Source organism: Rossellomorea pakistanensis (genome assembly GCF_016908495.1).
Classification (GTDB): domain Bacteria; phylum Bacillota; class Bacilli; order Bacillales; family Bacillaceae_B; genus Rossellomorea; species Rossellomorea pakistanensis.
The window spans coordinates 109,784-135,603 of the sequence record NZ_JAFBDZ010000004.1; the positions used below are offsets into that span (position 1 = coordinate 109,784).

At 38.6% G+C, this 25,820-nt stretch carries 22 protein-coding genes; 4 read left to right on the forward strand and 18 right to left on the reverse strand.

What is annotated here, in order from left to right:
* Positions 1-160: 160 nt before the first annotated feature.
* The 9 genes from JOC86_RS18210 to JOC86_RS18250 form a co-directional block, all read right to left on the reverse strand.
* Positions 161-748 carry an NAD(P)-binding protein gene (locus JOC86_RS18210; protein WP_239587694.1) on the reverse strand — a complete coding sequence of 196 codons (588 nt, stop codon included), beginning with the start codon at positions 746-748 and terminating at the stop codon, positions 161-163.
* Between the two features lie 198 nt (positions 749-946).
* On the reverse strand, positions 947-2,056 hold the full coding sequence (menC, locus tag JOC86_RS18215) for an o-succinylbenzoate synthase (protein ID WP_205174375.1): 1,110 nt from the start codon (positions 2,054-2,056) through the stop codon (positions 947-949).
* Positions 2,046-2,867 (reverse strand): GNAT family N-acetyltransferase, encoded by an 822-nt coding sequence (locus tag JOC86_RS18220; RefSeq protein ID WP_205174376.1) that lies wholly within the window; start codon positions 2,865-2,867, stop codon positions 2,046-2,048. Before JOC86_RS18220 ends, menC begins: the two co-directional genes overlap by 11 nt.
* A gap of 20 nt (positions 2,868-2,887) precedes the next feature.
* Entirely contained in the window at positions 2,888-4,015 is a 1,128-nt protein-coding gene (locus JOC86_RS18225; RefSeq protein ID WP_205174377.1) for an amidohydrolase, read from the reverse strand.
* Between the two features lie 18 nt (positions 4,016-4,033).
* Positions 4,034-5,413, reverse strand: coding sequence for a YjiH family protein (locus JOC86_RS18230; protein WP_205174378.1), 1,380 nt, complete (start codon positions 5,411-5,413; stop codon positions 4,034-4,036).
* Between the two features lie 38 nt (positions 5,414-5,451).
* Positions 5,452-6,309 (reverse strand): MurR/RpiR family transcriptional regulator, encoded by an 858-nt coding sequence (locus JOC86_RS18235; protein WP_205174379.1) that lies wholly within the window; start codon positions 6,307-6,309, stop codon positions 5,452-5,454.
* Between the two features lie 516 nt (positions 6,310-6,825).
* Positions 6,826-9,441: a phosphoenolpyruvate synthase gene (ppsA, locus tag JOC86_RS18240; RefSeq protein ID WP_205174380.1), complete on the reverse strand. Its 2,616-nt coding sequence runs from the start codon at positions 9,439-9,441 to the stop codon at positions 6,826-6,828.
* A 1,051-nt stretch (positions 9,442-10,492) separates the two neighbouring features.
* The gene (locus JOC86_RS18245) at positions 10,493-11,032 is read right to left on the reverse strand and encodes a GNAT family N-acetyltransferase (RefSeq protein WP_205174381.1); all 540 of its coding nucleotides are present in this window, start codon (positions 11,030-11,032) and stop codon (positions 10,493-10,495) included.
* Between the two features lie 221 nt (positions 11,033-11,253).
* Positions 11,254-11,724: a GNAT family N-acetyltransferase gene (locus JOC86_RS18250; protein ID WP_239587695.1), complete on the reverse strand. Its 471-nt coding sequence runs from the start codon at positions 11,722-11,724 to the stop codon at positions 11,254-11,256.
* A 190-nt stretch (positions 11,725-11,914) separates the two neighbouring features.
* Between JOC86_RS18250 and JOC86_RS18255 the strand changes: the two genes are divergently transcribed.
* Positions 11,915-12,100 (forward strand): hypothetical protein, encoded by a 186-nt coding sequence (locus JOC86_RS18255; protein WP_205174383.1) that lies wholly within the window; start codon positions 11,915-11,917, stop codon positions 12,098-12,100.
* A gap of 474 nt (positions 12,101-12,574) precedes the next feature.
* Here JOC86_RS18255 and JOC86_RS18260 read toward each other — a convergent pair whose 3' ends face one another.
* Positions 12,575-13,300: a class I SAM-dependent methyltransferase gene (locus JOC86_RS18260; protein ID WP_205174384.1), complete on the reverse strand. Its 726-nt coding sequence runs from the start codon at positions 13,298-13,300 to the stop codon at positions 12,575-12,577.
* A 525-nt stretch (positions 13,301-13,825) separates the two neighbouring features.
* Between JOC86_RS18260 and JOC86_RS18265 the strand changes: the two genes are divergently transcribed.
* Complete coding sequence (locus JOC86_RS18265; RefSeq protein ID WP_205174385.1) at positions 13,826-14,029, forward strand: hypothetical protein; 204 nt, start codon at positions 13,826-13,828, stop codon at positions 14,027-14,029.
* Positions 14,010-14,327: a YbjQ family protein gene (locus tag JOC86_RS18270; RefSeq protein ID WP_205174386.1), complete on the forward strand. Its 318-nt coding sequence runs from the start codon at positions 14,010-14,012 to the stop codon at positions 14,325-14,327. The genes JOC86_RS18265 and JOC86_RS18270 overlap by 20 nt, the downstream gene beginning before the upstream one ends.
* Before the next feature lie 97 nt (positions 14,328-14,424).
* Here JOC86_RS18270 and JOC86_RS18275 read toward each other — a convergent pair whose 3' ends face one another.
* Genes JOC86_RS18275 through JOC86_RS18295 form a run of 5 tightly spaced genes read right to left on the reverse strand, consistent with a single transcriptional unit; the run spans position 14,425 to position 20,162 of the window.
* Complete coding sequence (locus JOC86_RS18275; RefSeq protein WP_205174387.1) at positions 14,425-15,522, reverse strand: threonine aldolase family protein; 1,098 nt, start codon at positions 15,520-15,522, stop codon at positions 14,425-14,427.
* A gap of 14 nt (positions 15,523-15,536) precedes the next feature.
* Positions 15,537-17,114 (reverse strand): hydantoinase/oxoprolinase N-terminal domain-containing protein, encoded by a 1,578-nt coding sequence (locus JOC86_RS18280; RefSeq protein WP_205174388.1) that lies wholly within the window; start codon positions 17,112-17,114, stop codon positions 15,537-15,539.
* The gene (locus JOC86_RS18285) at positions 17,114-18,208 is read right to left on the reverse strand and encodes a DUF917 domain-containing protein (protein WP_205174389.1); all 1,095 of its coding nucleotides are present in this window, start codon (positions 18,206-18,208) and stop codon (positions 17,114-17,116) included. The genes JOC86_RS18280 and JOC86_RS18285 overlap by 1 nt, the downstream gene beginning before the upstream one ends.
* On the reverse strand, positions 18,205-19,536 hold the full coding sequence (locus tag JOC86_RS18290; RefSeq protein WP_205174390.1) for a purine-cytosine permease family protein: 1,332 nt from the start codon (positions 19,534-19,536) through the stop codon (positions 18,205-18,207). The genes JOC86_RS18285 and JOC86_RS18290 overlap by 4 nt, the downstream gene beginning before the upstream one ends.
* Before the next feature lie 17 nt (positions 19,537-19,553).
* Complete coding sequence (locus tag JOC86_RS18295) at positions 19,554-20,162, reverse strand: TetR/AcrR family transcriptional regulator (protein ID WP_205174391.1); 609 nt, start codon at positions 20,160-20,162, stop codon at positions 19,554-19,556.
* Between the two features lie 279 nt (positions 20,163-20,441).
* Between JOC86_RS18295 and JOC86_RS18300 the strand changes: the two genes are divergently transcribed.
* Positions 20,442-22,040 (forward strand): FMN-binding glutamate synthase family protein, encoded by a 1,599-nt coding sequence (locus tag JOC86_RS18300; RefSeq protein ID WP_205174392.1) that lies wholly within the window; start codon positions 20,442-20,444, stop codon positions 22,038-22,040.
* A 77-nt stretch (positions 22,041-22,117) separates the two neighbouring features.
* Here the strand turns inward: JOC86_RS18300 and JOC86_RS18305 are convergent, their stop codons facing one another.
* From JOC86_RS18305 to JOC86_RS18315, 3 genes are all read right to left on the reverse strand, one after another.
* On the reverse strand, positions 22,118-23,002 hold the full coding sequence (locus JOC86_RS18305; protein WP_205174393.1) for an NAD(P)-dependent oxidoreductase: 885 nt from the start codon (positions 23,000-23,002) through the stop codon (positions 22,118-22,120).
* 1,004 nt (positions 23,003-24,006) lie between these two features.
* The gene (gene wrbA / locus JOC86_RS18310) at positions 24,007-24,672 is read right to left on the reverse strand and encodes an NAD(P)H:quinone oxidoreductase (protein WP_205174394.1); all 666 of its coding nucleotides are present in this window, start codon (positions 24,670-24,672) and stop codon (positions 24,007-24,009) included.
* Positions 24,673-24,816: 144 nt separating this feature from the next.
* Positions 24,817-25,755: a ring-cleaving dioxygenase gene (locus JOC86_RS18315; RefSeq protein WP_205174395.1), complete on the reverse strand. Its 939-nt coding sequence runs from the start codon at positions 25,753-25,755 to the stop codon at positions 24,817-24,819.
* Positions 25,756-25,820: the final 65 nt, after the last annotated feature.

The following is a 25,820-nucleotide window of genomic DNA, read 5'->3' on the forward strand; positions in this document are numbered from 1 at the left end:
AAGAAGGATGAAAGGAGGAACATAACTTCCATGTTAGGAAACTTAACATCCATTTTTTGAATATCAGGTTGTTAATGGGAAACATTTAGACAGTGAATAAAATAAATGGGCTGACCACATTTAAGGTGGACAGCCCATTGTCTATCAATTTTAATACTTTTTAATAGTCTTCTAGTTTTCGTAAAAACGTTTCTCTCTCTTCAAATGATTCTAAATAGATTGGTTGCACGACCTCCTGTAATAACCTTTTCCGTGTGTCAGCATGTAAACTTTTACTTTTCACTAAACTTCTAACCTCATACAAAAAATCTAGATAAGATTCATAAGAGTCATCAAATTGATCAGCGAGTTGATTCCTTAATTGCTTTGCTAATGTTGGGCTTGCCCCTCCCGTCGAAATACTAATCATCAGCTTCCCTCTCATTAGAGTTGCTGGTACGATACTATTTCCAAGTTCAGGATTTTCAGCATTCACCACTAGATGGTTCGCGGTTTTGGCCACTTTCTCATTTACTGACCTTGAATCTGTTACTGTGATGACTAAAAATGCATCTTGATAATCTTCGTACTCTACTTCTTTTTGATAAAGAGTCACTTTTTTTTGATTAGCTAATTCCAGGATTCCATTGTGAAACTCCGGACTAACGACATGGACATGGACGTTAAAGCGAAGGAGATTTTTTATTTTATGATAGGCCACTCGCCCACCGCCTACGACAACTACTTTTTTATTTTGCAATTCAACCATAATGGGAAACAAGGGAATAAGGCACCTCCATGTTTTTTTGTGTTTAAGGGGGTCAGATTACATCTTATAGTTAACTATTTCAAATCATTTTATATGATTACTTTAAAGATTGAAATAGAATACTATTTTTTAATAAATTATCAAAAAAGAAGCCTATACCCAGGCTCCTTTTCGATGTAAAATTATATTCCTCTTTGTTTAACTATGAAACACCCTACTAAACAATGTAACATCCTCTATTCTTTCTCGATTTGGCTCATACCCTATCCCTGAACTCTCCGGCACATAAATATACCCATTCTCCATCACGACTTCTGGATCTATAATATCTTGCGCCCAATAATGGGAAGAAGGTGCTGTATCTCCTGGTAAAGTGAAATTGCTGAGGGTTGTGATTGCAATGTTATGCGCTCTCCCAATCCCAGCCTCAAGCATGCCGCCACACCACATCGGAATATCGTGCTCTACACATAAATTATGGATTTTCTTAGATTCCGTCAATCCTCCAACACGACCTATTTTAAGATTGATAATTCGGCAGCTTCCTAGTTCAATAGCTTTCCTTGCATCTTCATAAGTATGAATGCTTTCGTCTAAACAAATAGGGGTATTAAGCTGTGCCTGCAGCTTAGCATGGTCGACGATATCATCATGATCTAAAGGCTGCTCAATCATCGTAAGACCAAAATCATCTAATTGCTTTAGGTATTCGATATCTTTAAGAGTGTAAGCGCAATTCGCATCTGCCATCAGCTGAATATCTGGAAATTCCTTTCGAACCGCTCTTAAAATCTCCACATCCCAGCCCGGTTTGATCTTCACTTTGATCCGCTTATACCCTTCCTCCAAATATCCTTCAATCTGCTTTAGAATCGCTGCTTGGGAATACTGAATTCCCACACTCACTCCAACCTCAATTTTATCCTTCACCCCGCCAAGAGCTTCAGCTAAAGGAATGTTTTGCTCCTTAGCATATAGATCCCATACAGCACCTTCAATTGCTGCTTTTGCATTGAAATTTCCACGAATACTTCTGAACCGTTCTGAAACTTCGTCAGGATGCTTCACGGATTCCTGGAATAAAAGCGGAATCAAATGATCGCTCATCATATGCCAGTTCGTTTTGACCGTTTCTTCATTATAGATGGGCTGCGTAATCGCAACGGACTCTGCCCATCCGGACAAGCCACTTTTTGATTTTGCTTCAACAAGAATGATGTCTTTATCAACTTCTGTACCAACACTTGTTGTAAAAGGCGTTAACAGATCCATTTTGATATGTCTTAATATGATACTTTTAATTTCCATGTCTATGGGCTCCTTTTTCTAAGAGATATAGGTATTGATTTGATTGTTCATCATCCTTTACTAAATCAGTGACTGTCCATCCTTGACTTAAGTAGTAGCTGAAAACCTTCCGTGTCCTTTCCCTCCATGATAAGGCAAGGGGGAAGTTATGTTTCTTTATCTCTTGAAAATTACCTGGGACAGGGACAAATAAGGAATCGTTCACCTGCATCAAATCCATCTCATGTGGAGTTAAAAAGCTTCCATTGGTGCTGGTTTTGATAACTAAGGAATGCCCTTTATCAGGTTCCGTTTTTTCAATAGGCTCTTTAATCCACCATTCCACTAAAAATCGATCGGTCGGTATGCCAGCATTCATATTATCTGGCATCTCCCCATAAGCATTTTCCATATACGTGTTACAGACAGCCTTTAATTTATGCAAATTAAGGTTCCCGTTAACCGTTTCTAATGGATCGTATGTCCATGTAATCAGATCATAGCCTATTCCAATGGCTGTCTCTCTTTGGGCGATTTTCAGCTTTTCGCCGATCCCAAATTTACGATAGTCAGGGTGGATCCCGAGGCTATGGGAACAAAGGTAGATTTTCTTTCCGTTAAACCCTGGAAAATTGTATTGAAAACCTATCAGTTCTTCTTTTAAAAAAGCTCCCAAAATAAATCCGCCATTTTTAACAGCAGCAACGGATTGATTCACTGGTACTGAATCCTCAAGTCCCCAAATCATGACCTCTAATTGGCGAACTTTCTCTAGCTCCTCTACTGTTTGAAGGTTTCGAATCACCATTGCTGATAAAATCTCTTGTTTCAAACTATTCTCCTCCTTCGTGTTTACCATTGTTGACCGTCGGCTTCTACTAACATCTTCGATAAAATTTTCGTTCCATACATCAATGCATCTTGATTAAACTTCATGTTAGGATGGTGCAGTCCTGGTGTAAGATCACAGCCCAATCCAATCATCGTCGCAGTTAGACCAGGATTTTTTAGTGTGTAAAAATGAAAATCCTCTGCCCCTGGTGACACACATGCAGGTTCAAGGTTTTCTTTCCCTAGAACAGCTTCAACCGCATATTCGGCAAGTTCTATCGCTCGTAGATTCCTAATGGCAGCAGGAGAGTATTCATCCGTATTGAATTCAATCATAGTCTCCGTTAATTCAGCTACTTTTCGAATCGTATGCTCTGCATTCTTAAGTAGTTTTTCCATTGTTTCATTCGATTTGGCTCTAAGGTCTAACGTAAATCGAGCGGTTCCTGGAATCGAATTAGACGCTTCACCGCCATTCAGCTCAGTTATTTTTATAGAAAAATGGTCTGAAGCATTCAAGCGAATTTGCCGAATCGCCTGTATTAAAAAGGCGGCTGCCTCAAGAGGATTATTCCCTTCTTCGGGTCTTGCTGCATGGGCGGGTACCCCTTTAATCACTCCTTTTATACTGGCTGTTGAGCCATGAAGAATGGCAGGTGCAGCCTTTCCAAACGAGACTTCCATCGCTGGACGCAAATGGATGCCCGCAAGAAACTTAACATCTTGGAGGGCCCCCTCTTCCATCATCTTCAATGCACCTGCTGCTTTTTCTTCAGCGGGTTGAAAAATAAAGCGAATCGTATGCGTAAATTTCTTTTTTGATAATGCAAGTGCTGTAAATAAAACCATCGTACTATGAGCATCATGGCCACAGGAATGATTCGGCTTCACTACCCCATCTACTTCCTGTACTAACGCATCCATATCTGCACGAATGGCGATGACGTCCTTTTTTATTCCCTTCATTTCTGCTATAAAACCAAAATGCCCCTCATAGGTTTGAATGTTAAACCCAGCATGTAACAGCTTCTCTTTTAAATAGTTAGCGGTTTTTTCTTCTTCCCAGCTAGGCTCAGCAAGCTTATGCAAATCCTGATAGGTGTCTAGAATCAGTTGTTTTTGGCCGTCGATAAATTTTGTTAGATCCATTGATTCATTAACCTCCTATTAAAAAATCATATGTGCAATGACAACAACGATTGGTAAAGTAATAAGTGTACGTAGGATAAATATAAAGATTAAATCTAAAACACTGATAGGTAATTTTGAACCGAGTAGCAGCCCACCCATTTCAGACATATAAATCAGCTGTGTAACAGACACACAAGCAATGACAAATCTCGTTAACTCACTTTCAATCCCGCTCCCGATGACCGCAGGCAGAAACATATCGGCGAAACCAACCACCATGGTTTGTGCAGCTTCCGTCGCTTCTGGAACTTGAAAAAGAGTTAGGATTGGTTCAAACGGTTTTCCAAGATAAGTAAAAAACGGCGTGAACTCTGCGATTACTAGCGCAACCGTACCGATAGCCATAACTATCGGTAAAACCCCCATCCACATGTCTAAAACATTTTGAATTCCTTCTTTTACTACTTGGAAAACGCTAGTATTTTTCTTAGCTTTGGATACCGCTTGATTCACTCCCCATTTAGCCGCCCCTATCCCAGAAGGAATTGATTGTTCTTCCTTTAATTCGGTCTTTTCATAGCCTGTGTTTGTTTTTCTAGACAATGGCGGGATACGCGGCATGATCAAGGCAGCTACAAGTCCCGCAAAAATGATCGTTGCGTAATAATGAAGGAAATAATGCTCCAATTTCAAGTAGGTAATCACTACGATGGTAAACGTGATGGAAACCACCGAGAAAGTCGTCGCAATAACGGCGGCTTCCCGTTTATTGTAATACCCCTCTTCGTATTGCTTCGTTGTTAATAGTACACCAATCGTTCCATCCCCTACCCATGAAGCTAAACAGTCTAATGAAGAACGACCAGGCAAGGTGAAAACCGGGCGCATTATTTTGGTTAATAGAGCTCCAAAAAACTCAAGCAATCCAAAGTTCAAGAGCAATGGCAATAACAGTCCAGCTAATAGAAAGGTAGTAAAAAGTATGGGGATTAAATCATAGATTAAAAGCCCACCCGTATTCTCTGAATAAATCATTTCGGAACCTAGTTGATAAAAAGTGATAATAGCAAAAACCATACCAAGAAAACGGGCTGTTACCCAAAACTTACTAACATTTAGTAAAGTATTTAAATAGGGACTTTCTGTAATAAAACGGGGCTTAAACGTAACAGCTAGGATCGAACCTATTACGGAAAGACTTATGATCAATACCGTAATGGCCGGAATAGCCTCCCCTAATAGAGTGTTTATTTCTCCAGCTAAGAAGGCTACAGGTATCGTAATCCCATCCTCCGTTGTAATCGGTACAATAAATAACAAAATACCGACTAGCGAAGGGATCAAAAATTTCAATAAATCAGCTGTAGAAAACGCCTTTACCTTTACTTCTTCATTTGTCTTAGGTACACCATCCATTTCAATCACACCCCTTGATTTCCAATTTAATAAACACCCTATTCTAAGAATAATTCTTGATCTGTATAGAATAGTTCTAATTTCTGTTGACGAAGACTAATTCTTTCACAGTCTCGGCTATGAATCCCCTCAATAATTACTTCCAAAAGACTTACAACAGAAGCAATCGAGTGATGTCCTGAATTGAGATTTTCCTCAGTCGTTAAAGTGATATCAGATAGTTGTCCGATAGGTGACAGCTGTCTATTCGTTAACGCGACAATCTGGGCTTTTTGTTTTTTCGCAAAGTTTGCAAGCTTAAGACTTTCTCTTCGATAGCGCGGAAATGAAAAAATCATCACGACAGAATCCTTACTCAGTTCACATAAATCCTCTGGTAAAAATCCGGTTGGACTAGAGATAAACACATTTTCCCTCATCTGTTTTAGTGCGTAATAAAACCAAAACCCTGCTGCATAGGAGCTTCCAAAGCCTCCAATATAAACCCGGTCTGCATGGATGAATCGATCTACTGCCTTCCAAATATCCTCTGTGCTATTTTGTTGCAATAAATGCTGTAAAACCGTTCTTTCCTTATCGATGATTTTGGTAAATAAATTTTCTTCTCCTTCTCTTTCCTCTTTAGATGAAGGATATCCTTCATCCTTTAGGTGTTTCTGACCAAGCCAATCCTTTCGCACCACCTCCTGCATTTCAGAATAACCGCTAAACCCTAGCGCATAAGCTAGCCGAATGACCGTTGTTTCGCTTACTCCTACTTTTCTTCCCAATTGAAAAGCCGTAAGCAATGCCCCTTCATCATTGTGATCATTGATGAATTCAGCCACTTTTTTCTGGCCAGGTGATAAGGTAGAAAAACGATCTTTAATGATTTTTGAAATGATTTTTTGCTTCATAATGGCTCCTTTTTGATTTCGTTGCAGGAAAAACTTCATTTTGTTTATTATAGTGTATTATATACTTCGTATTCAATGGTTATTTTGATTTTTCAGATATTTAATGTGGGAAAAAACGTAAAAATTATTAAGAGTGGGCTGTGCAAAATTCAGTGTATCAGAACTACACCTTAATGAAATCGAGTGTGTTTACCTTCGAGAACTGCCCTTCTGAATAGAACCCAATCATGGTAGGTTCCGGCCCCCTTTAAGGACAGCTGTTGCTTTAGAATAACGTTTAATTGGATACTCATAACCTTGATAAACGAGAACAAAAAGAAAGAGCGAGTTTTGAAAAAATGGATTAAAACTCGCTCTAAATATATTTAATTGAAGCATTATTTTATAAAAAAGTTTGATCATTTCTGTGATCCTTATTCAATTAAAGCTCCGTTACTGTGTCCTAGTGACAGGTGTTTTACAATATACCGATTCTCCTAATTCCATTCACTTCTTTTATGATTTAAATGTAAAGAATTAAAGTATTTCTATATACCCTTCTGTTCCATTCACCCTGATCCTTTGTCCATCCTTGATCATCTTCGTAGCATTTTCCACACCGACAACTGCTGGTAAGCCATATTCACGTGCGATAACTGCTCCATGGGTCATCAGTCCACCAACTTCGGTGACTAGACCTTTTACAGATACAAATAATGGTGTCCATCCAGGGTCAGTAAAGGAGGTGACTAATATATCTCCATCTTCTAAATCAGCCTCTTCCATGTTTAAGATGACACGTGCGCGTCCCTCTATAACTCCGGAAGAAACAGGCAGACCTACAATCGCTTCGGCTGGGAGATTTTCTCGTTTGTACTCACCCGTAATAATTTCACCATCAGACGTGATAACACGTGGAGGAGTAAGTTTTTCATATAATTTGTACTCGTCTTTTCGTTTGCTGATGATCTGGTAATCCAGTTTGTTTGTACGTACGACTTCGTGAAGTTCTTCAAAAGTGAGATAGTATATCTCTTCTTTTTCATGAATAACGCTCGCTTGTACGAGTTGTTCGGCTTCTTTCAATAAAGCCTGCTTATAAACGAAGTAGCGATTAATCATACCGTATTTTGGATATTCCCTAAACCCGCTGAAATTCCGGATTAGGCTGATCATTCGTTTTGTCTCTTGAGCTTTTTGTTTACCATCCGGTAATTGCTTCAATCGACCTAATAACTCTTGTTCTTTTTTCAAAGCTTCTTGTCGCCCTTGCTCAAATTTCCGATTGCCAGAATTCGGCTTAAACTCTTTGATGTTATTGAGAATCATGGGGACAAGTGTAGTTGGTTTTTCACTCCAACGAGTTTTAGTCATATCGATTTCTCCAGCACATCGCATTCCGTATTTGTTGAGAAAAGCTATTATTGCGTCTTGGGTTTCCTGTCCACCATCAAACTTAACCAGTTCATCCAAAAAGTGATCATCTTTTACATGTTGTAAATAATCAATTACTTCTGGATAAGGATGAATCACATCTGCTACATCCATTAGCGCCAGACCCATTTCCGAAGTAATATTGTTTGGTACAGATTGAGAAAGCGTATCTGCTGCGTTTTTTTCACCCAACCACATGTTCATTTTTTCATTGATCCATGATGAAGCATCCATAGCAGCCATAATCACACTCGAACTTTGCGGGTCAAATAGAATCTTCTTTAATTCCTGAATATCATCCAGTATAAAATCAAATAAATCCGTTCCTGATTTTGTTTGGATGCTTTGTTTCAACTCTTCTATCGATGTTTGGCTGCGTTTAATCAAATCAGAAACAATTGTCGGATCGTTTTCGATTTGTGCTTGAGAATCCGAAGACGATTTACCTTTATTGCTTTTACCGGGGCTGGGCACTTTTTCAGCATTTGGTGACGATTTTATAAAATCTTCTCGCTCTACGATGGTCATGAGCGCGTCTTTTATGAGCGGATCGGATTTTCCTAAGGTATCTATTACCGTTTTTCTGCTGACAGGTGAAGCCAGATTTTGTGTGACATCAACAAACAACCTTCCACCAGCTTTACGCATGGGTGCAGGAGTGGTTAACAGGAAAAAAGACAATCCCAATGGTTTCATGGGGTCGGTCATCATTTGTTGATGACCAACAGATACATAGATGTGATTTTCTTGATCATTCGCTTCAGGGATGGGGTATAAAGTAGTGATTGGACGACTTTGGACTATATAAAATGTATCATCAACCAAACACCATTCGATATCTTGTGGATAGCCAAAATACGCTTCAAGCTTTCTACCGATCCTTTCAAGCTCTAACACTTGCTCATCTGAAAGTGTAGATAGGCTCTGCTGACCCGGCTCAATTTCCATTTCCTTCGTTCCGCCTTCATTTCGTACATAAATAGCCAACTTTTTGGTAGAAATCGTCTTCTCCACAATCCTACCTTCCCGCACTTTATAATTGTCCGCAGACACTAAGCCAGAGACAAGCGCCTCCCCCAGTCCAAAGCTAGCATCGATCGACAGCACCTTTCGGTTTGAGGTAACTGGATCAGCTGTAAATAGTATTCCAGAAGCTTGTGGAAAAATCATCCTTTGAATAACAACAGACAGAAAAACCTTTCGATGGTCAAATCCGTTTTGGATGCGATAAATCACTGCACGATCAGTAAATAGTGAAGCCCAGCACTTACTAATATGTTGTAAAATTGCCTCTATTCCTTTGATGTTTAGATAGGTATCCTGTTGACCAGCAAAAGAAGCATATGGTAAATCTTCAGCAGTCGCACTAGAACGCACCGCATAAGCATGTTCATTGCCAAACTGGAAGAGATAGTGAGCAACAGCTTTTACAACATCGGAAGGAATATCTACTTCCAATATGATTTTCCGAATTTCCCTGCTGATTTCACCAATTTGATCTCGATCCTCTACTTTTAGCAGTGTTAGTTGATCTAACAATGCGTGGAAGGCTTCATTTTGCTCGAGAGCTTTTTGATAAGCTTCTGTCGTAACACAAAATCCTCCTGGCAGTTGTATTCCGTGAATCTTCGATAGTTCCCCTAAATTTACCCCTTTTCCTCCGACCACCATTTGTCTCGTTTTATCAATCTCCCGAAACTCTAGAACATATGGTTTCATTTCTTTCCCTCCCATTTATCGCTTAATACCAAGACGAATCGTATGACACATCTGATCGACTAATTACGTTCAAATGAATCAGCGAAGAAGCAACTTCACTTGATTAATACTAACAATTTAATCAATAAAAAACAGACTAAAAATGGTTAGTTAATAATGGTATAATTAAATTAGGGAAAGGACAGTCTGATAAGTCAATACTTTTACTATCAGACGGATCATTTGATTTTAGAAATAGGATAAATAACGTTTCCATTTATAAATTTTCTGGATTTCTCTCTATTTGGATAATCCATTTTCCTACTACACTACATGAAAAAGAACTGGGCTGATCGATAATTTCAGGAAAAATTGTCATTAATCTTTGTTTTTCCTTTAAAATTCATAAGATTACTCATTCCATGCTAAGGAGAATCATTATTTTCCTTGACTCGAATGTCGAAATGCACAACTTTTTGATTTTATGCACCTAATCGACTAGTAATTGCACAAGAATCTAAATTTACGCATTAAGATCCAGGAGAAATGCACGAGATCGGTTTGACCCCCTAATTCCTAACACCAGCTTCAGTAAGCAAGTAATAGTTCAACTTTTATTATGGAAATCCTTGTTAAAGTAAACTTCCCTTTTGCTCAATAAGCCTCACTCAATTAAATGTCCCTTTACATAAAGAATGAGCGCATATTTTGTAAATGCGCCCGTTAATAAAGATATATTTGAACTATTATTTATTCACTACTTCTAACTATTTCTAACACATTTTTAATAATATCTATAACAACTTGTAGACGATCAATGTAGATTGCGTGTTCAGCCTCTTCAATAATGATATGCTTACTGTTTGTAGATAACTTAGAGCAAGTTCTTCTTGAAATAACATCTAAGCAGCTAGATTCCTGCGTATGTTGAGGTTGTAAACCACTTGTTACTACAATAAGTGGAATGTGTCCGAGTGATTTGGAAACACGAATTTGTTTTAGACTTTCTTCAAAAACAGTAAGAGAACTTTCATAAGGAAACCCTTAAACTCGCCTTTTGTTAAACAAGGATTTATAAACCAAAATAATCATCCCTTGTTATGCCATATATGACAGTATCTTCATAAACACCTCGGTACAAACAACTTTGTTTAAATGTACCTTCATATTTAAGCCCCACTTTTTGCATTACCTTTGAAGAGGCAGTGTTTTTTGTAAAAGCATCAGCATAGATTCTATTTAACCCTAATTCCTCAAACCCAAATTTAATCATTTCCTTTCCTGCTTCGGTGCAATATCCTTTATTCCAGTAAGGTTTGCCCAGCCAATACCCAAGTTCCCCTTTATTGTGTTTTTTATTTAAAAAAAGATAAATACAACCAATTAAAATGTTTTGATTATTTACTAGTGCAAAATGGATACTGTCCTTATTAATCATAGAAATTTGTATTTTGTTAATCCACTCTTCTGCAAAACCATCTGGCAAAGGATGTGGAATAATCGTTGTAGTTTCAGCTATCTCGCCAGCTCCTAGTAATTCTTGTACTCTGGAGGCATCATCTAATTGAAATGGACGGATACTTAATCGCTCTGTGAATAATAATGGGTTCATTCTTTAACCTCCTCTATTTATTAAATCATTGTTTTTTTTACTTTTCTGCTATTCTAAGAGACTAAGAAAGAGTGCCATTTTTCCTGCAAGTTCGCCCATAACTTTAATAAGCATTTTGCCTACGATCTTTTTAATGCAACCTATTAAAAATTCTCTATCTCTTTTGATCAAACTTTGTTTTTAATCCATGCCCCCTCTTTTTATCTCATCTAGTTCATTATTTATAATGAGTACCTGTAAATGAATTGTTCCCCAATCTTCCCCATCTTTCGTTGGCCCGTATCTTGAAATCCAACCTTTTCATACAGTTTCTGTGCTCCAATATTTCTTTTATTTACAGCTAAAACAATCTCATTACAAGTTGGAAAGGAATCATTGACGAATTCCTTTAATTGTTCCATTCCTCTTTTAGCGATTCCTTTTCCTTGTTCAGAATAATTTATTGAGAGTGCCGTTAATAACATTGCCTTAGGATTGTCTGAATAATCATTTACTCTCGCACTTGAATGTAATACAAAGAAACCAACCGGCTTCCTATTATTTAAGATTACTATAGGATATTTCTCATTCGCAGCTTCTAAATTTTCTAAAGGCAGGGCTGTGAATTGTTCTTGTTCTTCAGGTAAACTAAATTCCTTCAATGAATCGAAATATTCAGATTTATAATGGTTTAATTCAACATCAACTAACAAATCGGACAACCTCCATTATGTATATTTCCATTTTCATTATACCACGGGGAATATATGTTCGTACAATACTATCCTAAATAGATTAATAACTTCTGGCTTTGAAAACTACCATACATAAAATTCACTTTAAATTAATAATAATGATTGATGAAAATGATTAATTATAAATTCTTTATTAGGAGAGATTTGGATGGGGTTATCAAAAGAAGCGAAAAAAGGAAGTCAGCAAACTAAAGATGTGTTGAACGGTCCTCCCCTTGAACCTGTAAAGTCTAAAGTGTTAAAACCTAATGAAACAAAACGAGCATCGGACTCCATTTCCCGAAACTATTATGTTCAGAATCTCATTGCTAAAAAATACGGTCTAAAAAAATAGTTAAAAAAGGACTTTCCCATACATATGGGGGTCAGTCCTTTTTAACATTAAAATTAGCTTGAAGGTGACCACTGTAAATCCATGATCCTAACCCCTTCAATTAACTGAATAGGTACAGGATGATTCAAATCAACAGCCCACATTTTATGAGCAAATTCCTGTTCTGTACACCCACTAAGATAAGCGATTTTTCTTCCATCTGGTGACCAGGTGACAGGAGTGGAAAAACAATTAGAAATCGCCCATACTCTGTCATTTTCTCCACGCCTACCTACAGTCCTGATCTGTGAGAAATATCCCCTGTCATCAAAAGCGGTTGCACTTTAAGCGATTCGCATAGAATCAGGAGACCAAGTGACGAACGACTTTTTGATTCCTCTCGCTCCCTCTTCTTCAACAGTAAATAGATGGTTTAAGAACCTACTTTAATGAATCCATATTAATCATGCAGCGGGTTAAATAAGCAAATTAAATCTAGATTAAGGCTCCTTTATTTTTTACCGCTTTAATGATTAGGAAATGTGGGCTGGTCATCAAGTAGTGATAAGCTTCTTCGGTTATTTCTTTCATCTTTTCTTGTGGTTGAGGTTCAATTATTTTTTCAAGTACGAAGAATTGTGTCGTTTCATTTATTATGCTTTGCATGGATCTTCGGAAAAAACTTACATCAATCGTAATATTTGGCTTGTTCCAGGTATCCGTTAAGAATTCCGTTTCAAAGTAGTCCTTACATTTATGTCTAGTAAAGTCCATAAAAGGGTGATGAACGGAAAACAAATAAATTCCACCATCTTTAAGAATACGATTGAATTCCTGAAAAGTATTCGTCCAATATTCAATATAGTGGAGTGTAAGTGAGCTCACGATAATATCAAATGAATCATCCTTAAATGGCAAGGGTTCTTGAAGATCATGGCAAAGTATTTTCGCTTTTTCACCTACACGTTGCTTTGCTACCTTTACCATTTCAGGGCTGATGTCTATACCAGTGATTTCTGCTCCACGTTCAAGGAATTGAGAGCAATACCATCCGGCTGCACAACCTGCATCAAGCACTTTTTTTCCTTTTAATTGCGAGGGCAAAGCCCCCATCATGTTTGGACGCTCATAATATGCATTGTAAGGACTTTCCTTATCAACATTGTTTTGATAGGTATTAGCTAACTTATTATATATGTCTCTCATAGAATTGGACGCCATGTTATTTCCCCCTAAAAAATTTTATATATAACAACTATCATATATCTTTTCAATAAAATTCTATCTCTTTTTTAAATGAAGAAGATATCATTAATTACAGAATTACTTAATTTTATTTAAGCTTTAGATTTGTGATTTCCTCTTTTGCTCGATTTCACAGAATCAAAGACTTCTTTTTTAATGTCATTTCGGCTTTTGCTTGTTTTCACGGTATCAATGATCTCTTTTCGGTACGTCATTTCACCTTTTACTCGTTTTCACGGTATCTACGATCTCTTTTCTGTACGTCATTTCACCTTTTACTCATTTTCATGGTATCAAAGATCTCTTTATTGCCGTTATTCAGTTCTTTACAGTTTCAGTGATCTATCACCTCTTTTCAGAATATTATTCAGCCCTCACGTGTTTTTGGTGCTTCAGTAGACTCATTTAAAGCAAATTAAAAGGATGATCCTAATTAAAAAACATTCATCTTTTCCCCAAAAAAAGATATAGTAAAAATAGAAATAAGAAGGGAAGTTGAAGATGGAAAAGGTAAAGTATATTAGTATGGTGGCTGCAGCCATCACTCAGATTACCGGTATTATCTTTTTGTTTATAAACATGACGATTGCCATCGGGCTATTTTTTGTTTATTTCATCTCACTTCTTGTGTTGCTGGTGGTGTTTGTCAAATCAAGAATGGATGAGAAAAAGGAGGATGATCAGAATGATTATCGTGACTACTGAATCGGTACCAGGGAAAGAAACTAAGGAATATAAGGGGTTTGTAAGAGGAAGTACTGTTCAATCGAAACATATTGGGAAAGATCTTATGGCAGGATTAAAAACGATTGTCGGCGGGGAATTGAAAGAATATACAGAAATGATGGAAGAGGCTAGAAAAAAGGCGATTGGAAGAATGGTTGAAGATGCAAAGGCTAAAGGGGCAAACGCGATTATCTGCATGAGATTGGAGTCCTCCGCTGTCATGCAAAATGCTTCTGAGATTATTGCTTATGGAACAGCTGTTACGGTTGAGGAATAAAACTGTATACATCTAAAGGGAAAACAGGAAAAAAAGCCGCAAATATTGCAGCTTTTTTTCCTAGGAAATTGTATGGCAGGTAGGCAAGATATAAAGATTATTCTTTTATTTTTTTCATACTCTCATCAAGCATTTGAAATACTTTTATCAATCCTTCTTTTGGTATGTTTCCAAATTGATCACCAATACTTACCTCATAGAAACAAGCTTCTGCTTCAATTTCTCTAAGATAGCCAGTTAAACCAATGCCTGTTTTCTCATAAATATCAATAAGGATCGATTCCATCTTCTCTTTTGGACTATTAATGTATACATGAAACATATTAGAAACTGGTTCTACAGGCTTTGTTGAAATACCATGGCATTGATTAAATAAACCAGCCAGTTCTTTTGCTTCCTCATGATACATTTTCATTTTGTTTATTCTCTTGTTGAAATAATAATCGGCACTGATAATATAAGGGTAGAGACTTATTAAATCACCACCGTACCTCCTTTTCCAAACTTTTGATTCCTTTGTAAATCCTTTATCACCTGCAAGAATGGCTCCTGCAATCCCACCAATTCCTTTGTAAAAAGAAACATAAACACTATCAAAAAGTTCACAAATTTCAGCAGCTGACTTTTTATAATAAGGAAGAATTTCAAATAGCCTGGCGCCGTCTAAATGCAGTTTGATCCCTTTTTCATGACAATAAGCGGAAATCGCTTCTAACATCTGGTAATCTGGTAATTGCCCACCGATCTCTCGTTGAGGTAATTCAAGCAATAAACAGGCGACCCCCTCCCCCATGTTCACAACATCTTCGAATTGAATCAAACGACTTTTATCCGCTAGTAATACAGGCTCTATATGATGCAATTCTTTTAACCCTTCTTCTTCATGAATTTCTAAATGGCACAAAGGATGATAGGCCACTTTTGATACTCCTTCATGATCACACCATATTCTTAATGCGATTTGTTGTGCCATCGTTCCGCTAGGAAAAAATACGGCATCTTCTTTCCCTAAATATTCCGCCATCTTCTTTTGAAAATCTTCTATTATTTTGCCCTTCCCATAAATATCACTTTCCTGATGTCCTTCATAATTTCTCAATGCCTCTTTAAGTACTTGAATGTCTCTTATTCCATTACCTGCTACTTGATAGTTTGTTTGTTTAAATGCTTCTATTAACCTATTATTCTCATTCAATAGCTGATCTCCTTTCAGGACATAGGAACCTCTAATTGGGCTAAATCCCCTGCAGCTTTCACACGTATTCTAGTCGCATTTCCTGGTAAATAGGCCAGTGGAACATCCTCAATATCAACAATAATGAGATGATCTGGATCTGCTCCTGCTTTGATAGCTTCTTGCTTCGCTTCATCCTTTGCCATTTCCAATGCTTGATCACGGTCGATTTCAGTCAATTTATAAATCCGTTCTACCTGCCCGCTCACCTGTGAAATCGCTGCACCAATAGCATTGGCTACACCTGAACGCTTAGGGCGGATGACCTTAGAAGCGCCTTTTAATGCTTCCGGAAGTAAGATACTGCCTCCTCCAACGAGAATGACGGACGCATCTTCTGCACTTGTTTTCATCTTATCAACGGCTTCTTCCACCATTTCTACCATATTCGCATAAACCTTTTTTAATAACCCTGTATCTAGATGAGCAACCTTTGAGGGATCTCCTAGCTCCACTTTTCCGAGGGCAACAGCAACATCTGTTGCTGTTAGGGTATCTCCTCCAAAAATTAAGCTTTTTTCTGGAAGATGATATCCGACACTGTCAGGTCCAATCGTGAATTCTCCATTGTCTTTCATTCGAATGATGGTGCCTCCCCCAAGTCCAATCGAAACAATATCAGGCATTCGGAAATTCGTTCTCGCTCCACCAATTTCAACCGCTAAGGACGATTCACGTGGGAATGATTGCATTAAGACACCAATATCGGTTGTCGTCCCACCTACATCAACCACAATGGCATCAGAGCTTTTAGTCAAATAGGATGCTCCGCGCAATGAATTTGTCGGGCCGCAAGCGATGGTGAAAATCGGATATTTCACAGCATAGTCTAACGACATTAACGTTCCATCGTTTTGACCGAAGAACACCTTCGCCTCAATTCCTTCATTTTTTAATGCATGAACAAATCCGTCTGCCGCTGTTTTGGCAACATTCACGACTGCCGCATTGATAATCGTCGCATTTTCTCTTTCAAGCAGGCCAACTGAACCGATTTCGGATGATAAAGATATAGCCACCTCTTCTCCAAGAACCTCTCTGATGATTTCACTTGCTCTTGCTTCATGTGTTTGAGAGACAGGTGAAAACACGGAGGTAATAGCAACTGAATCTACTTTTCCTTTGATTTCTTCTGCAATTTGATATAAATGTTCCTCATCTAAAGAAGTGATCTCCCTGCCATCGAATTCATGCCCTCCTTTAACCAAGTAAAGATATTTTCCGAGTGCTTCACGTAGGTCATCGGGTACACCAATGAGCGTTTTCACAGCTAGAGTAGCAGGAGCTCCGATACGGATGGCCGCAATATTATTTAATCTTCTTCTTTCTACGATTGCATTTGTACAATGTGTTGTCCCTAGCATAGCAAACTTAATTTGTTCTCTAGGTACATTTGCTTCTTCTATGATTTTCTTCATGGCCGTGTAAATACCTGTCCCTACATCTTCAGTTGTCGGTGATTTCGTTTCAGAAATTACCTGATTGTTCTCGTCTAAAAGGACAGCATCGGTATGTGTACCTCCGACGTCTATTCCAATTCTATAGATACTCATTATGCTTTCACTCCTTTTTTCACAAGCTCTTCCACCGGAACATAGTCAACATCATAGTTAAAATATTTGGGTCCAACCGTTTCAATGCCCTTTTCGGTTCTCCACTTTGGGTCACAAGGGATTCCTACAATCACGCATCTTGCACCATAACGAATCGCTTCCGTTGTAACCGGGAGGCCTGTTTCTGCATCAAGGACTGCAATTAAATCTGGTGTCACACAAAGAAGACGTTGATCTGTTTGTGCAAGTAAGTGTTCATTTTGGAAACGAACTTCTAACGTTTCCCCTTTGTATTGATTGATACCTTCGAATGTTGCCACTCCTTTTGCAAATCCGCTCTCTGTCTTCCTATTGACATCTATCACTTTCCCACGGAACAATTCAAATCCATCTGCACATTTTAACGCTTCCTTAATGGGATCAGCATTGTTTCGTTTGGCAAGCCTGATCGCCTTCCCTAATTCCTCCTCAAGCTTGAGAATATTACGGATTCCACTATCTTTTAAGTTTTTTCCAGTCATTGGGTAAATCGCTGTCATCGTGCTTCCACCCATTTCGATTGTGGCCGATCGGGCAATACGTTCTGTCCATACATTATTAATGGTTGACAATAGCGACGTATTCCCTTTCTCATCCGCAATCACCATTGGGGTTGCGGATACGCCATCTAGGTAAAACGTTACCATTTGCAATTCAGGAAAGGCCCTCCCCATACCATCTACATCAACGACAGGAATGCCCATCCTGGCTGCAAGCGCAAGAGGCAGCATCGAATTCAGACCACCAGCCTCAATCGGCATCGTTGCATATATTTCTTTTCCTAAATAGGATTCAAGGTTTTTAAAGGCACTAATGGCTTCTTCACCACTTGGAGCCTTTTCAATCATGACAGTTGGGGCTCCCATCATGGCAGATGGTACAACAAGTGCATCATCAGGCACCTCATCAACATCCAACAATGTAATTTCTCCATACTCTTCAATCGCTTGCAATGCCATCAGTTTGCCAATGTAAGGATCTCCACCGCCACCTGTACCAAGTAATGCAGCACCTACAGCAATATCCTCAATTTCTTGTTTTCCAATGATCCTCATAGAATAGACCCTCCTTGATTTTTAGATGTAATCGCTTGTATTTTATTTTGTGAAGTCTTGCTTGCTATCAGCTGTAATCCGAATGAAACTAAAAATGCATCAAAACCTGAAGCACCTGTTAACGTGAAGAGACCAAATCCATTAGGCGCTGGAGTGGTGATAAACGCAACCAATGCTGCAACAATCCATATCGATACACTAACAAAGTTTACATTCTGAATAGATGATAGCTTGTAATATCGGTACTTACTTGGATTCATTAAATAATCCCCGACATAGATTCCTCCGATTGGGGGAATAAACGCACTTAAGAAGATGAGGAATGGAATAAAATTCTCATATATTCCTGCAACCGCCATGATTGTTCCGATTAATCCTGCCGTAATAGTCAGTATATATTTAGGTGTATTTTTAAAAATAACCGAGAATCCTAGTGCTGAAGAGTAAAGGTTATTGTCGTTTGTTGTCCACTGTGCAAGGATCAATATGAGCATCGCAGAGGTTCCCCACCCTAGCCCCAACATGATTTCAACAATATCTACTTGTGCTGTTGCTTTTGCCAAGATCGCAGCAATGATCAGAACGATACTAAAACCGATAAAGAATCCGGCAAATGAGGAAATAACTGCGTCTTTTGTTGATTTTGCATAGCGTGAGATATCAGGACCAATAATAGCTCCAATAGCTAACGATCCAATAATAAGTGAAATGGATAATCCTATTGTCAACGGATCCCCTATTAATGGTGCATTTACCACTTCATCCATTGACCTTCCATTCATGACACGAATTAATGATGCAATTAGCAGCAATCCAAGGAGAGGAACGGCAATCAAACTTAGTTTTTCTATCGCTTTGTATCCAATGAAAGCGGTAGTGGTCATAAGAATACCACCAATAACAACCAGTAATTTTGGATGAATATCTAAATGAAATACATTTATCAGGATATTGTGTAAGCTAGCCCCAAATAAATCAAGCTGCACGCCAAACCAACCGAATAAGGCGATGGCAATAATAACGGAAACAGCGTAGGATCCATATTTACCCAAGGCAAACATTGAAACAAATGAAGTAGACAATCCCGTTTTAGCGCCAACAATTCCACAAAGGGCACTTAATATTGATAGAATCAAACAGCCAACAAACGAAGCGATCACTGCCTGAGTCATGCTTAATCCGCCACCAAGGGTACCGCCAAGTGCCGTTGCAGATAATGCAATGATCGCTCCCATCCAAACCACAGAAAGCTTTACCCACCCTTTTCGTTGATCCTGTGGAACTGGCTCCCTTTCGTAGTCTTTAATAACGTGATGTTTGTTTTCCATAAGCATCTCCCTCCTCTTTATTTTTTGTGTACCTCTGAATCGTACTTTCTCTCTACATCTTTAAACATAGAGCTGATAAATTGATCGGCCATTTGAACCTGTTCTTCAAAAACTTGTCCATCATACAAATTCATCCCCCAAAAAACTCCATTCGCCAGTAAAACAAATTGTTTCGTAACTTGGTCTACATCCTCAGCGGATATGCAAGAATATCTTTGTCTCAAGAGATCCTCTAGTGAGCTGGCAAGCCAATCATTCACATGCAACATATGCTTTTGTAAATATTGACTAATTTCCGGAATCGGTGACGTAACCAATGAAATATATGCCATTGTTCCTTGCTTATCGTCTTTGTGATACCTAACGATTCCATGAAGCAATTCACTAAAAATTTGATCACCTGACTGTGCACTTGTTTCCTTAAAAATTCGTTTCATCTCGGCTAAATGGTTATCAAGCAATTGTTGAAACGCCGCGATATACAATTCCTCTTTATTCTTATAAAAAAAATAAATCGACGCGGGTTTAATCCCGACTTCTGTTGCAATTTTCTTCATCGTAGCTCCCTGATATCCATGAAGGGAATAATGCAAGAGAGCTGCATCTATCAATTCTTTCCGCTTCAATTTGTCACCACCTAACGTTTGTTAGGTAAATTATAAAAGACTAAATTTATAAAAGCAATAATTTTCTGAACTATTCATTTTTTCTAAAAAATTCCTGGTGTTACTGAAACTCCACCAGACAAAGGGATACAGAAAAAATTTTTAGTCAAAAGAACAGCCATTTTACTTAACATCCTTTTTTTAATTCTTGTAGAAAACAATGGATAGTTTCCTCTATTTTAGAAAACCTAACTATATATGTGAGTGTAAAACGTTATCGCTTGGTAGGAGGAATCAATCTTGAATATTGCTAATGTTTTTACGATAATTGGCTTTATTGCTTGTGTCATAATCTTACTGGTACTCATCGTGGCAGTACTTTATTTTTACTACATCGACCGTACGCAAAAGCAGCATCCAATTCTACGGAATTATCCAGTTATCGGGCGAGCTAGATACTTCTTTGAATCCATTGGACCTGAGCTGAGACAGTATTTCTTCAACTCCGATACAGAAGGAAAACCGTTTTCACGAAATGACTATACACATATTGTCAGGAAAGCTAAATATAAACGTGATGTTCTGGGGTATGGATCGCAAAGGGATTTTGAAGAAGAAGGATATTATATTCGAAATTCCATGTTTCCCAAGTTAACGGAAGAATTGAAAATGGATCGCGAAACGAAAGTGACAACTGATCGATATCTTTTGATCAAGGAACCTTTATTTGCACAGAAAAAAGAGCGTCTAGAGAAGAATGAATCACCTGTTTATTTGCTTGATGATGAAGATGCCATTGTAATTGGAAAGCACGCCAGGAACCCTTTCATTGTGAAGGGTCAGATTGGGATGTCTGCGATGAGCTATGGTTCCCTTGGAGAACGTGCCATTACCGCTCTGTCAGAAGGGTTGGGAATCGCCAAAGGAACATGGATGAACACTGGAGAGGGCGGGATCTCTGAATACCATTTAAAGGGCGGCGTTGATATTATCATGCAAATTGGCCCTGGATTATTTGGAGTTAGAGACCAAGAAGGAAATTTTAGCTGGGAAGCATTAAAAGAAAAAAGTGAGATTCCTCAAGTTAAAGCATTTGAAATTAAACTGGCTCAGGGCGCTAAAACGCGTGGCGGTCATATTGATGCTGAAAAGGTGACAGAGGAAATTGCAAGAATCCGGATGGTTGAACCTTTTAAATCGATCGATAGTCCAAACCGTTTTCGAGAATTTAGTGACTTTCCCTCTTTGTTTGACTTTATCGAAAAGGTTCGCGAACATTCTGGGAAACCAGTAGGAATGAAAGTGGTCATTGGAAGCAGTGAAGAAGCAGATGAATTAGCTAAACAAATTCAACTCACCGGAAAAGCACCCGACTTTATTACCGTGGATGGTGGTGAAGGCGGCACTGGAGCCTCCTATCAGGAATTGGCTGACAGTGTAGGTTTGCCCATTAAATCAGCATTGCCTATAATGGACAATGCCTTAAGGAAATACGGTGTTCGTGACCAGGTGAAAATGATCGCTTCAGGCAAATTGTTTTCACCTGACAGAATTGCAATCGCACTGGCAATGGGGGCTGACCTAGTGAATATAGCAAGAGGATTTATGATTACAGTTGGTTGTATTCAAGCCTTGCAATGTCAATCCAATGCCTGCCCGGTCGGTGTAGCGACAACAGACCCGGATTTGCAAAAAGCACTGGTTATTGACGAAAAGAAATATCGTACAGCCAATTATTTAATTTCGTTACGGAAAGGTTTATTTCGAGTAGCCGCTGCAGCAGGCTTGGATTCTCCTGTCCATTTTACACGTGAACATGTTGTTTATAAGGATGAAAGAGGGAAAACGTGGTCACTAGAGGAAATTTATCAATCCATCGTTCAAACTGAAAGTAGTTAAAGCATCTTACTAATGGAACGATACTAGGCATGATTAATACCTAATCATCCCTAGTATTGCTCCACTTAAAACATACCTTAACACTTTTCACTCATATACTTGTAAAGTGCTTGAGTACCACGATTTTCTTCCCCGACATTCGCAAGATCCGAATATAATTGCTCTGCAAGCGTTAGACCGGGCATCTCGATTTCCATTTTTCTCGCCTCATCTAAAGCAATTCTCATATCCTTCAGGAAATGTTTAATATAAAAACCAGGCTCGAAATCCCCTTCGATCATTCTCGGAGCTAGGTTAGAAAGACTCCAGCTTCCTGCTGCCCCTGTCGAGATACTTTGTAATACCGTTTCAGGATCTAAACCCGATTTTTCTGCATAAATGATGGCTTCACTTACGCCAATCATATTAGAAGCGATCGTAATCTGATTACACATTTTCGTATGCTGCCCTGAACCAGCCTTCCCTTGATAGACGATAGTGGAGCCAATTAAATCAAAGATCGGTTTCATCTTATTAAAAACCTCTTGATCTCCGCCAACCATAATCGATAGCGTTGCTTCCCTTGCTCCCCTATCCCCTCCAGATACGGGTGCATCCAGTGCATACATCTCTTTCCTTTTCGCTTCATCATAGATTTCTTTTGCCAAAGTCGGTGTAGATGTCGTCATGTCAATCAAGTAACTATGTGGCTGGCCATTAGCGATAATGCCCTTATCTCCAAGATAAACTTCTCGAACATCAGAGGGATAGCCTACCATCGAAATAATGATATTGGCTTGAGCGGCAACCTCCATCGGAGACTCCGCCCACTTCGCTCCTAATTGGACTAAGCTTTCGGCCTTCTCTTTCGTACGGGTGTAAACCACTACTGGAAAACCAGCATTCAAAATATGAGTCGCCATCGATTTTCCCATTACCCCTAATCCGATAAAACCAACTTTATTCTCCTCTGGTGAAATCATTTTCCTTCCTCCCTATGTGGTTAGATCCTCTAAATCCCTTTAATTGTTTTATAATTCTCAATTTTATCATTTTATTGTACATCCTGAACAGTTTGGTGTCTGGCAGCAAATGACCGAATCAAACGGAAATTCCTCTATGACACCGTAAAACTGAGAATAAGCTAACATGGTAACTTTAATAATGCTCTTTGACACCTTGAAATCGCGTAAAAGCCGAAATGATCTAACGAAAAAGAGGTCTTGGATATCATGAAAACGTGTAAAAGCCAAAATGACGGTATGGAAAGAGGTCATTGATGGCGTGAAAACGAGCAAATGACGAAATGATGTATCGTAAAGAGGTCTTGGATAACATGAAAACCAGCAAAAGCTGAAATGATGTAACGGATAGAGGTCTTGGATACCATGAAAACCAGCAAAAGTCGAAATGATGTAACGAAAAGAGGTCTTGGATACCATGAAAACCAACAAAAACTGAAATGATGTAACGGAAAGAGGTCTTGGATAACATGAAAACCAACAAAAACTGAAATGATGTAACGGAAAGAGGTCTTGGATACCATGAAAACATCCAAAAACTGAAATGATGTATCGGAAAGAGGTCTTGGATACCATGAAAACCAGCAATAGCTGATATGATGTATCGGAAAGAGGTCTTGAATAACGTGAAAACCAGCAAAAGACGAAATGATTTAACGGAAAGAGGTCTTGGATAACGTGAAAACCAGCAAAAGACGAAATGATGTAACGGAAAGTGGTTTTTGACACCGTGAAATCGCACAATAGCCATTATGAGAACCTCAACAGAGTTTTGTGACACCGTGAAAATTCATAACATCCAAAATGTCAGCCACAAAAACATAGATTGTCCTGACCTTATTTTATATAAACAATTTATCCCTAAAAATAAAAAAATGCACAGGAGCATTAATCAAATCTCCTGTGCATTGCCTTGCTATTCCTTAAAGTATACCCTAGTTTGTGGATCAGCTTCTTTGAATCTATTATTGATTACCTTTTTTAACCATTCCCGCTACATTTACAGTACGTTTAGCCTGGTGTTTAACTGCCGCTTCTACATCCTCCACCATTTTCCCATCTTGATCAACGGTCACACTTGTTCCATATGGATTCCCTCCAGCTGCAAATGTCACTGGATCTGTATATCCAGGAGTTGCTACAATGGCACCCCAATGATACATGGTGGTATAGAGGGATAAAATCGTTGCTTCTTGACCGCCATGAGGATTTTGGGCAGAAGTCATAGCACTAACCACTTTGTTTACTAGTTTACCATTAAACCATAAACCGCCTGTTGTATCTAAGAATTGCTTCATTTGTGATGGCATATTCCCAAAGCGTGTCGGTACACTGAAAATAATGGCGTCTGCCCATTCTAAGTCATTTAATGTTACCTCAGGGACATCCTTTGTTGCCTCTACATGAGCTTTCCAAACTGGATTTCCTTCAATTGCTGATTGTGGAGCTAATTCTGGTACTTTCAATACTTTTACTTCTGCCCCTGCTTCTGCTGCCCCTTCTTCCGCCCATTTTGATAATTGATAATTTGTTCCACCCATGCTGTAATAGATCACTGCTAATTTCACGTTTGTCATAGTTTCTGTCTCCTTTTTTGATGAGTTCCCAAATAATTTAGCTATAATCCCCATTGTATTGCACCTGCCTATTATTTCATTTTTCATTAATTTTTAAACTTAATCTGAGTAGATTTTGTCATCTTAAATGCTTATAATTTTTTCTTTCCGTATTTGTTGATGGATCAATTGAAAACAATATTAAGCTCCTTTTGGAAATCAATCTAACTTTCTTACTTCAATCGGAAGCAATACTCGTTCAATCTGATTTCGATGTGGTTCATATTGTTCAGGCAACATTAGGTTTTCACCCATTGTTTCTCGTGATTCATCATGAGCAAATCCTGGAGGGTCTGTCGCAATTTCAAAAAGGATTTCCCCATGCTCTCTGAAGTAAATCGCATTAAAGTAGTTTCTATCCTGGACAGGGGTGACCCCATATCCATTCTCTTCAACATACCTTTTCCAATCTAATTGATCCTGATCATCACTTGCTCTCCATGCAATGTGATGGACTGTGCCTACCCCCATTTGTCCACGGCCAACTGGAGTTAATGTAAGATCAATGATATTTCCGATGTCAGCTGAAGAACGAAAACGGACTAAATTGCCTTCTTCTTCAACCAATTCAAGACCTAATACCTTTTCTAACAACTCCGCCGTTTTTCTAGACTGAGCAGATAATAGAGTTGCTCCACCAAACCCTTTGATGGCAACTTCTGGTGTGACTCCGCTAAAGTTCCAGGTATTCACTTCCCCTTCTTCTCTTTCAACGATTTCTAAACGGAGTCCATGTGGATCCTCAAATTCTAAATACTGCTCTCCAAAGCGTTCCGTTTTTGAATAAATAATATTAAACTTCTCTAGTCTGTTTTCCCAAAAGCCCATCGCCCCTTTTGGCACCACATAAGAGGTGACACCTACCTGACCGTCGCCGATGACCCCTTTACGAGCACCCGCCCATGGAAAAAAGGTGATGATGGTTCCTGGTTTTCCTCCTTCATTTCCAAAATAAAGGTGATAGGTACCGGGATCATCAAAATTGACGGTTTTTTTCACTAATCTTAAACCTAACACCCCTGAGTAGAAATCCACATTTTCCTGCGGATTGCCTACGATGGCTGTGATATGGTGAATCCCCATTGTTTTCTTACTCATTTTTGGACACTCCTTTTTTGTTTTACACTTATATTTTTATAAAAAGGATTATTAATGGATCAAAA

Bases quoted from the DNA above. Each gene is read 5' to 3' on its own strand.
- JOC86_RS18270 (WP_205174386.1), top strand. From the start codon at position 14,010: ATGATTATCGTGACTACTGAATCGGTACCAGGGAAAGAAACTAAGGAA.
- JOC86_RS18225 (WP_205174377.1), bottom strand. From the start codon at position 4,015: ATGGATCTAACAAAATTTATCGACGGCCAAAAACAACTGATTCTAGAC.
- JOC86_RS18245 (WP_205174381.1), bottom strand. From the start codon at position 11,032: ATGAACCCATTATTATTCACAGAGCGATTAAGTATCCGTCCATTTCAA.
- JOC86_RS18285 (WP_205174389.1), bottom strand. From the start codon at position 18,208: ATGAGGATCATTGGAAAACAAGAAATTGAGGATATTGCTGTAGGTGCT.
- menC (WP_205174375.1), bottom strand. From the start codon at position 2,056: ATGGAAATTAAAAGTATCATATTAAGACATATCAAAATGGATCTGTTA.
- JOC86_RS18210 (WP_239587694.1), bottom strand. From the start codon at position 748: ATGGTTGAATTGCAAAATAAAAAAGTAGTTGTCGTAGGCGGTGGGCGA.
- JOC86_RS18255 (WP_205174383.1), top strand. From the start codon at position 11,915: ATGGGGTTATCAAAAGAAGCGAAAAAAGGAAGTCAGCAAACTAAAGAT.
- JOC86_RS18315 (WP_205174395.1), bottom strand. From the start codon at position 25,755: ATGAGTAAGAAAACAATGGGGATTCACCATATCACAGCCATCGTAGGC.
- ppsA (WP_205174380.1), bottom strand. From the start codon at position 9,441: ATGAAACCATATGTTCTAGAGTTTCGGGAGATTGATAAAACGAGACAA.
- JOC86_RS18235 (WP_205174379.1), bottom strand. From the start codon at position 6,309: ATGAAGCAAAAAATCATTTCAAAAATCATTAAAGATCGTTTTTCTACC.
- JOC86_RS18290 (WP_205174390.1), bottom strand. From the start codon at position 19,536: ATGGAAAACAAACATCACGTTATTAAAGACTACGAAAGGGAGCCAGTT.
- wrbA (WP_205174394.1), bottom strand. From the start codon at position 24,672: ATGGGGATTATAGCTAAATTATTTGGGAACTCATCAAAAAAGGAGACA.
- JOC86_RS18280 (WP_205174388.1), bottom strand. From the start codon at position 17,114: ATGAGTATCTATAGAATTGGAATAGACGTCGGAGGTACACATACCGAT.
- JOC86_RS18260 (WP_205174384.1), bottom strand. From the start codon at position 13,300: ATGGCGTCCAATTCTATGAGAGACATATATAATAAGTTAGCTAATACC.
- JOC86_RS18265 (WP_205174385.1), top strand. From the start codon at position 13,826: ATGGAAAAGGTAAAGTATATTAGTATGGTGGCTGCAGCCATCACTCAG.
- JOC86_RS18230 (WP_205174378.1), bottom strand. From the start codon at position 5,413: ATGGATGGTGTACCTAAGACAAATGAAGAAGTAAAGGTAAAGGCGTTT.
- JOC86_RS18305 (WP_205174393.1), bottom strand. From the start codon at position 23,002: ATGATTTCACCAGAGGAGAATAAAGTTGGTTTTATCGGATTAGGGGTA.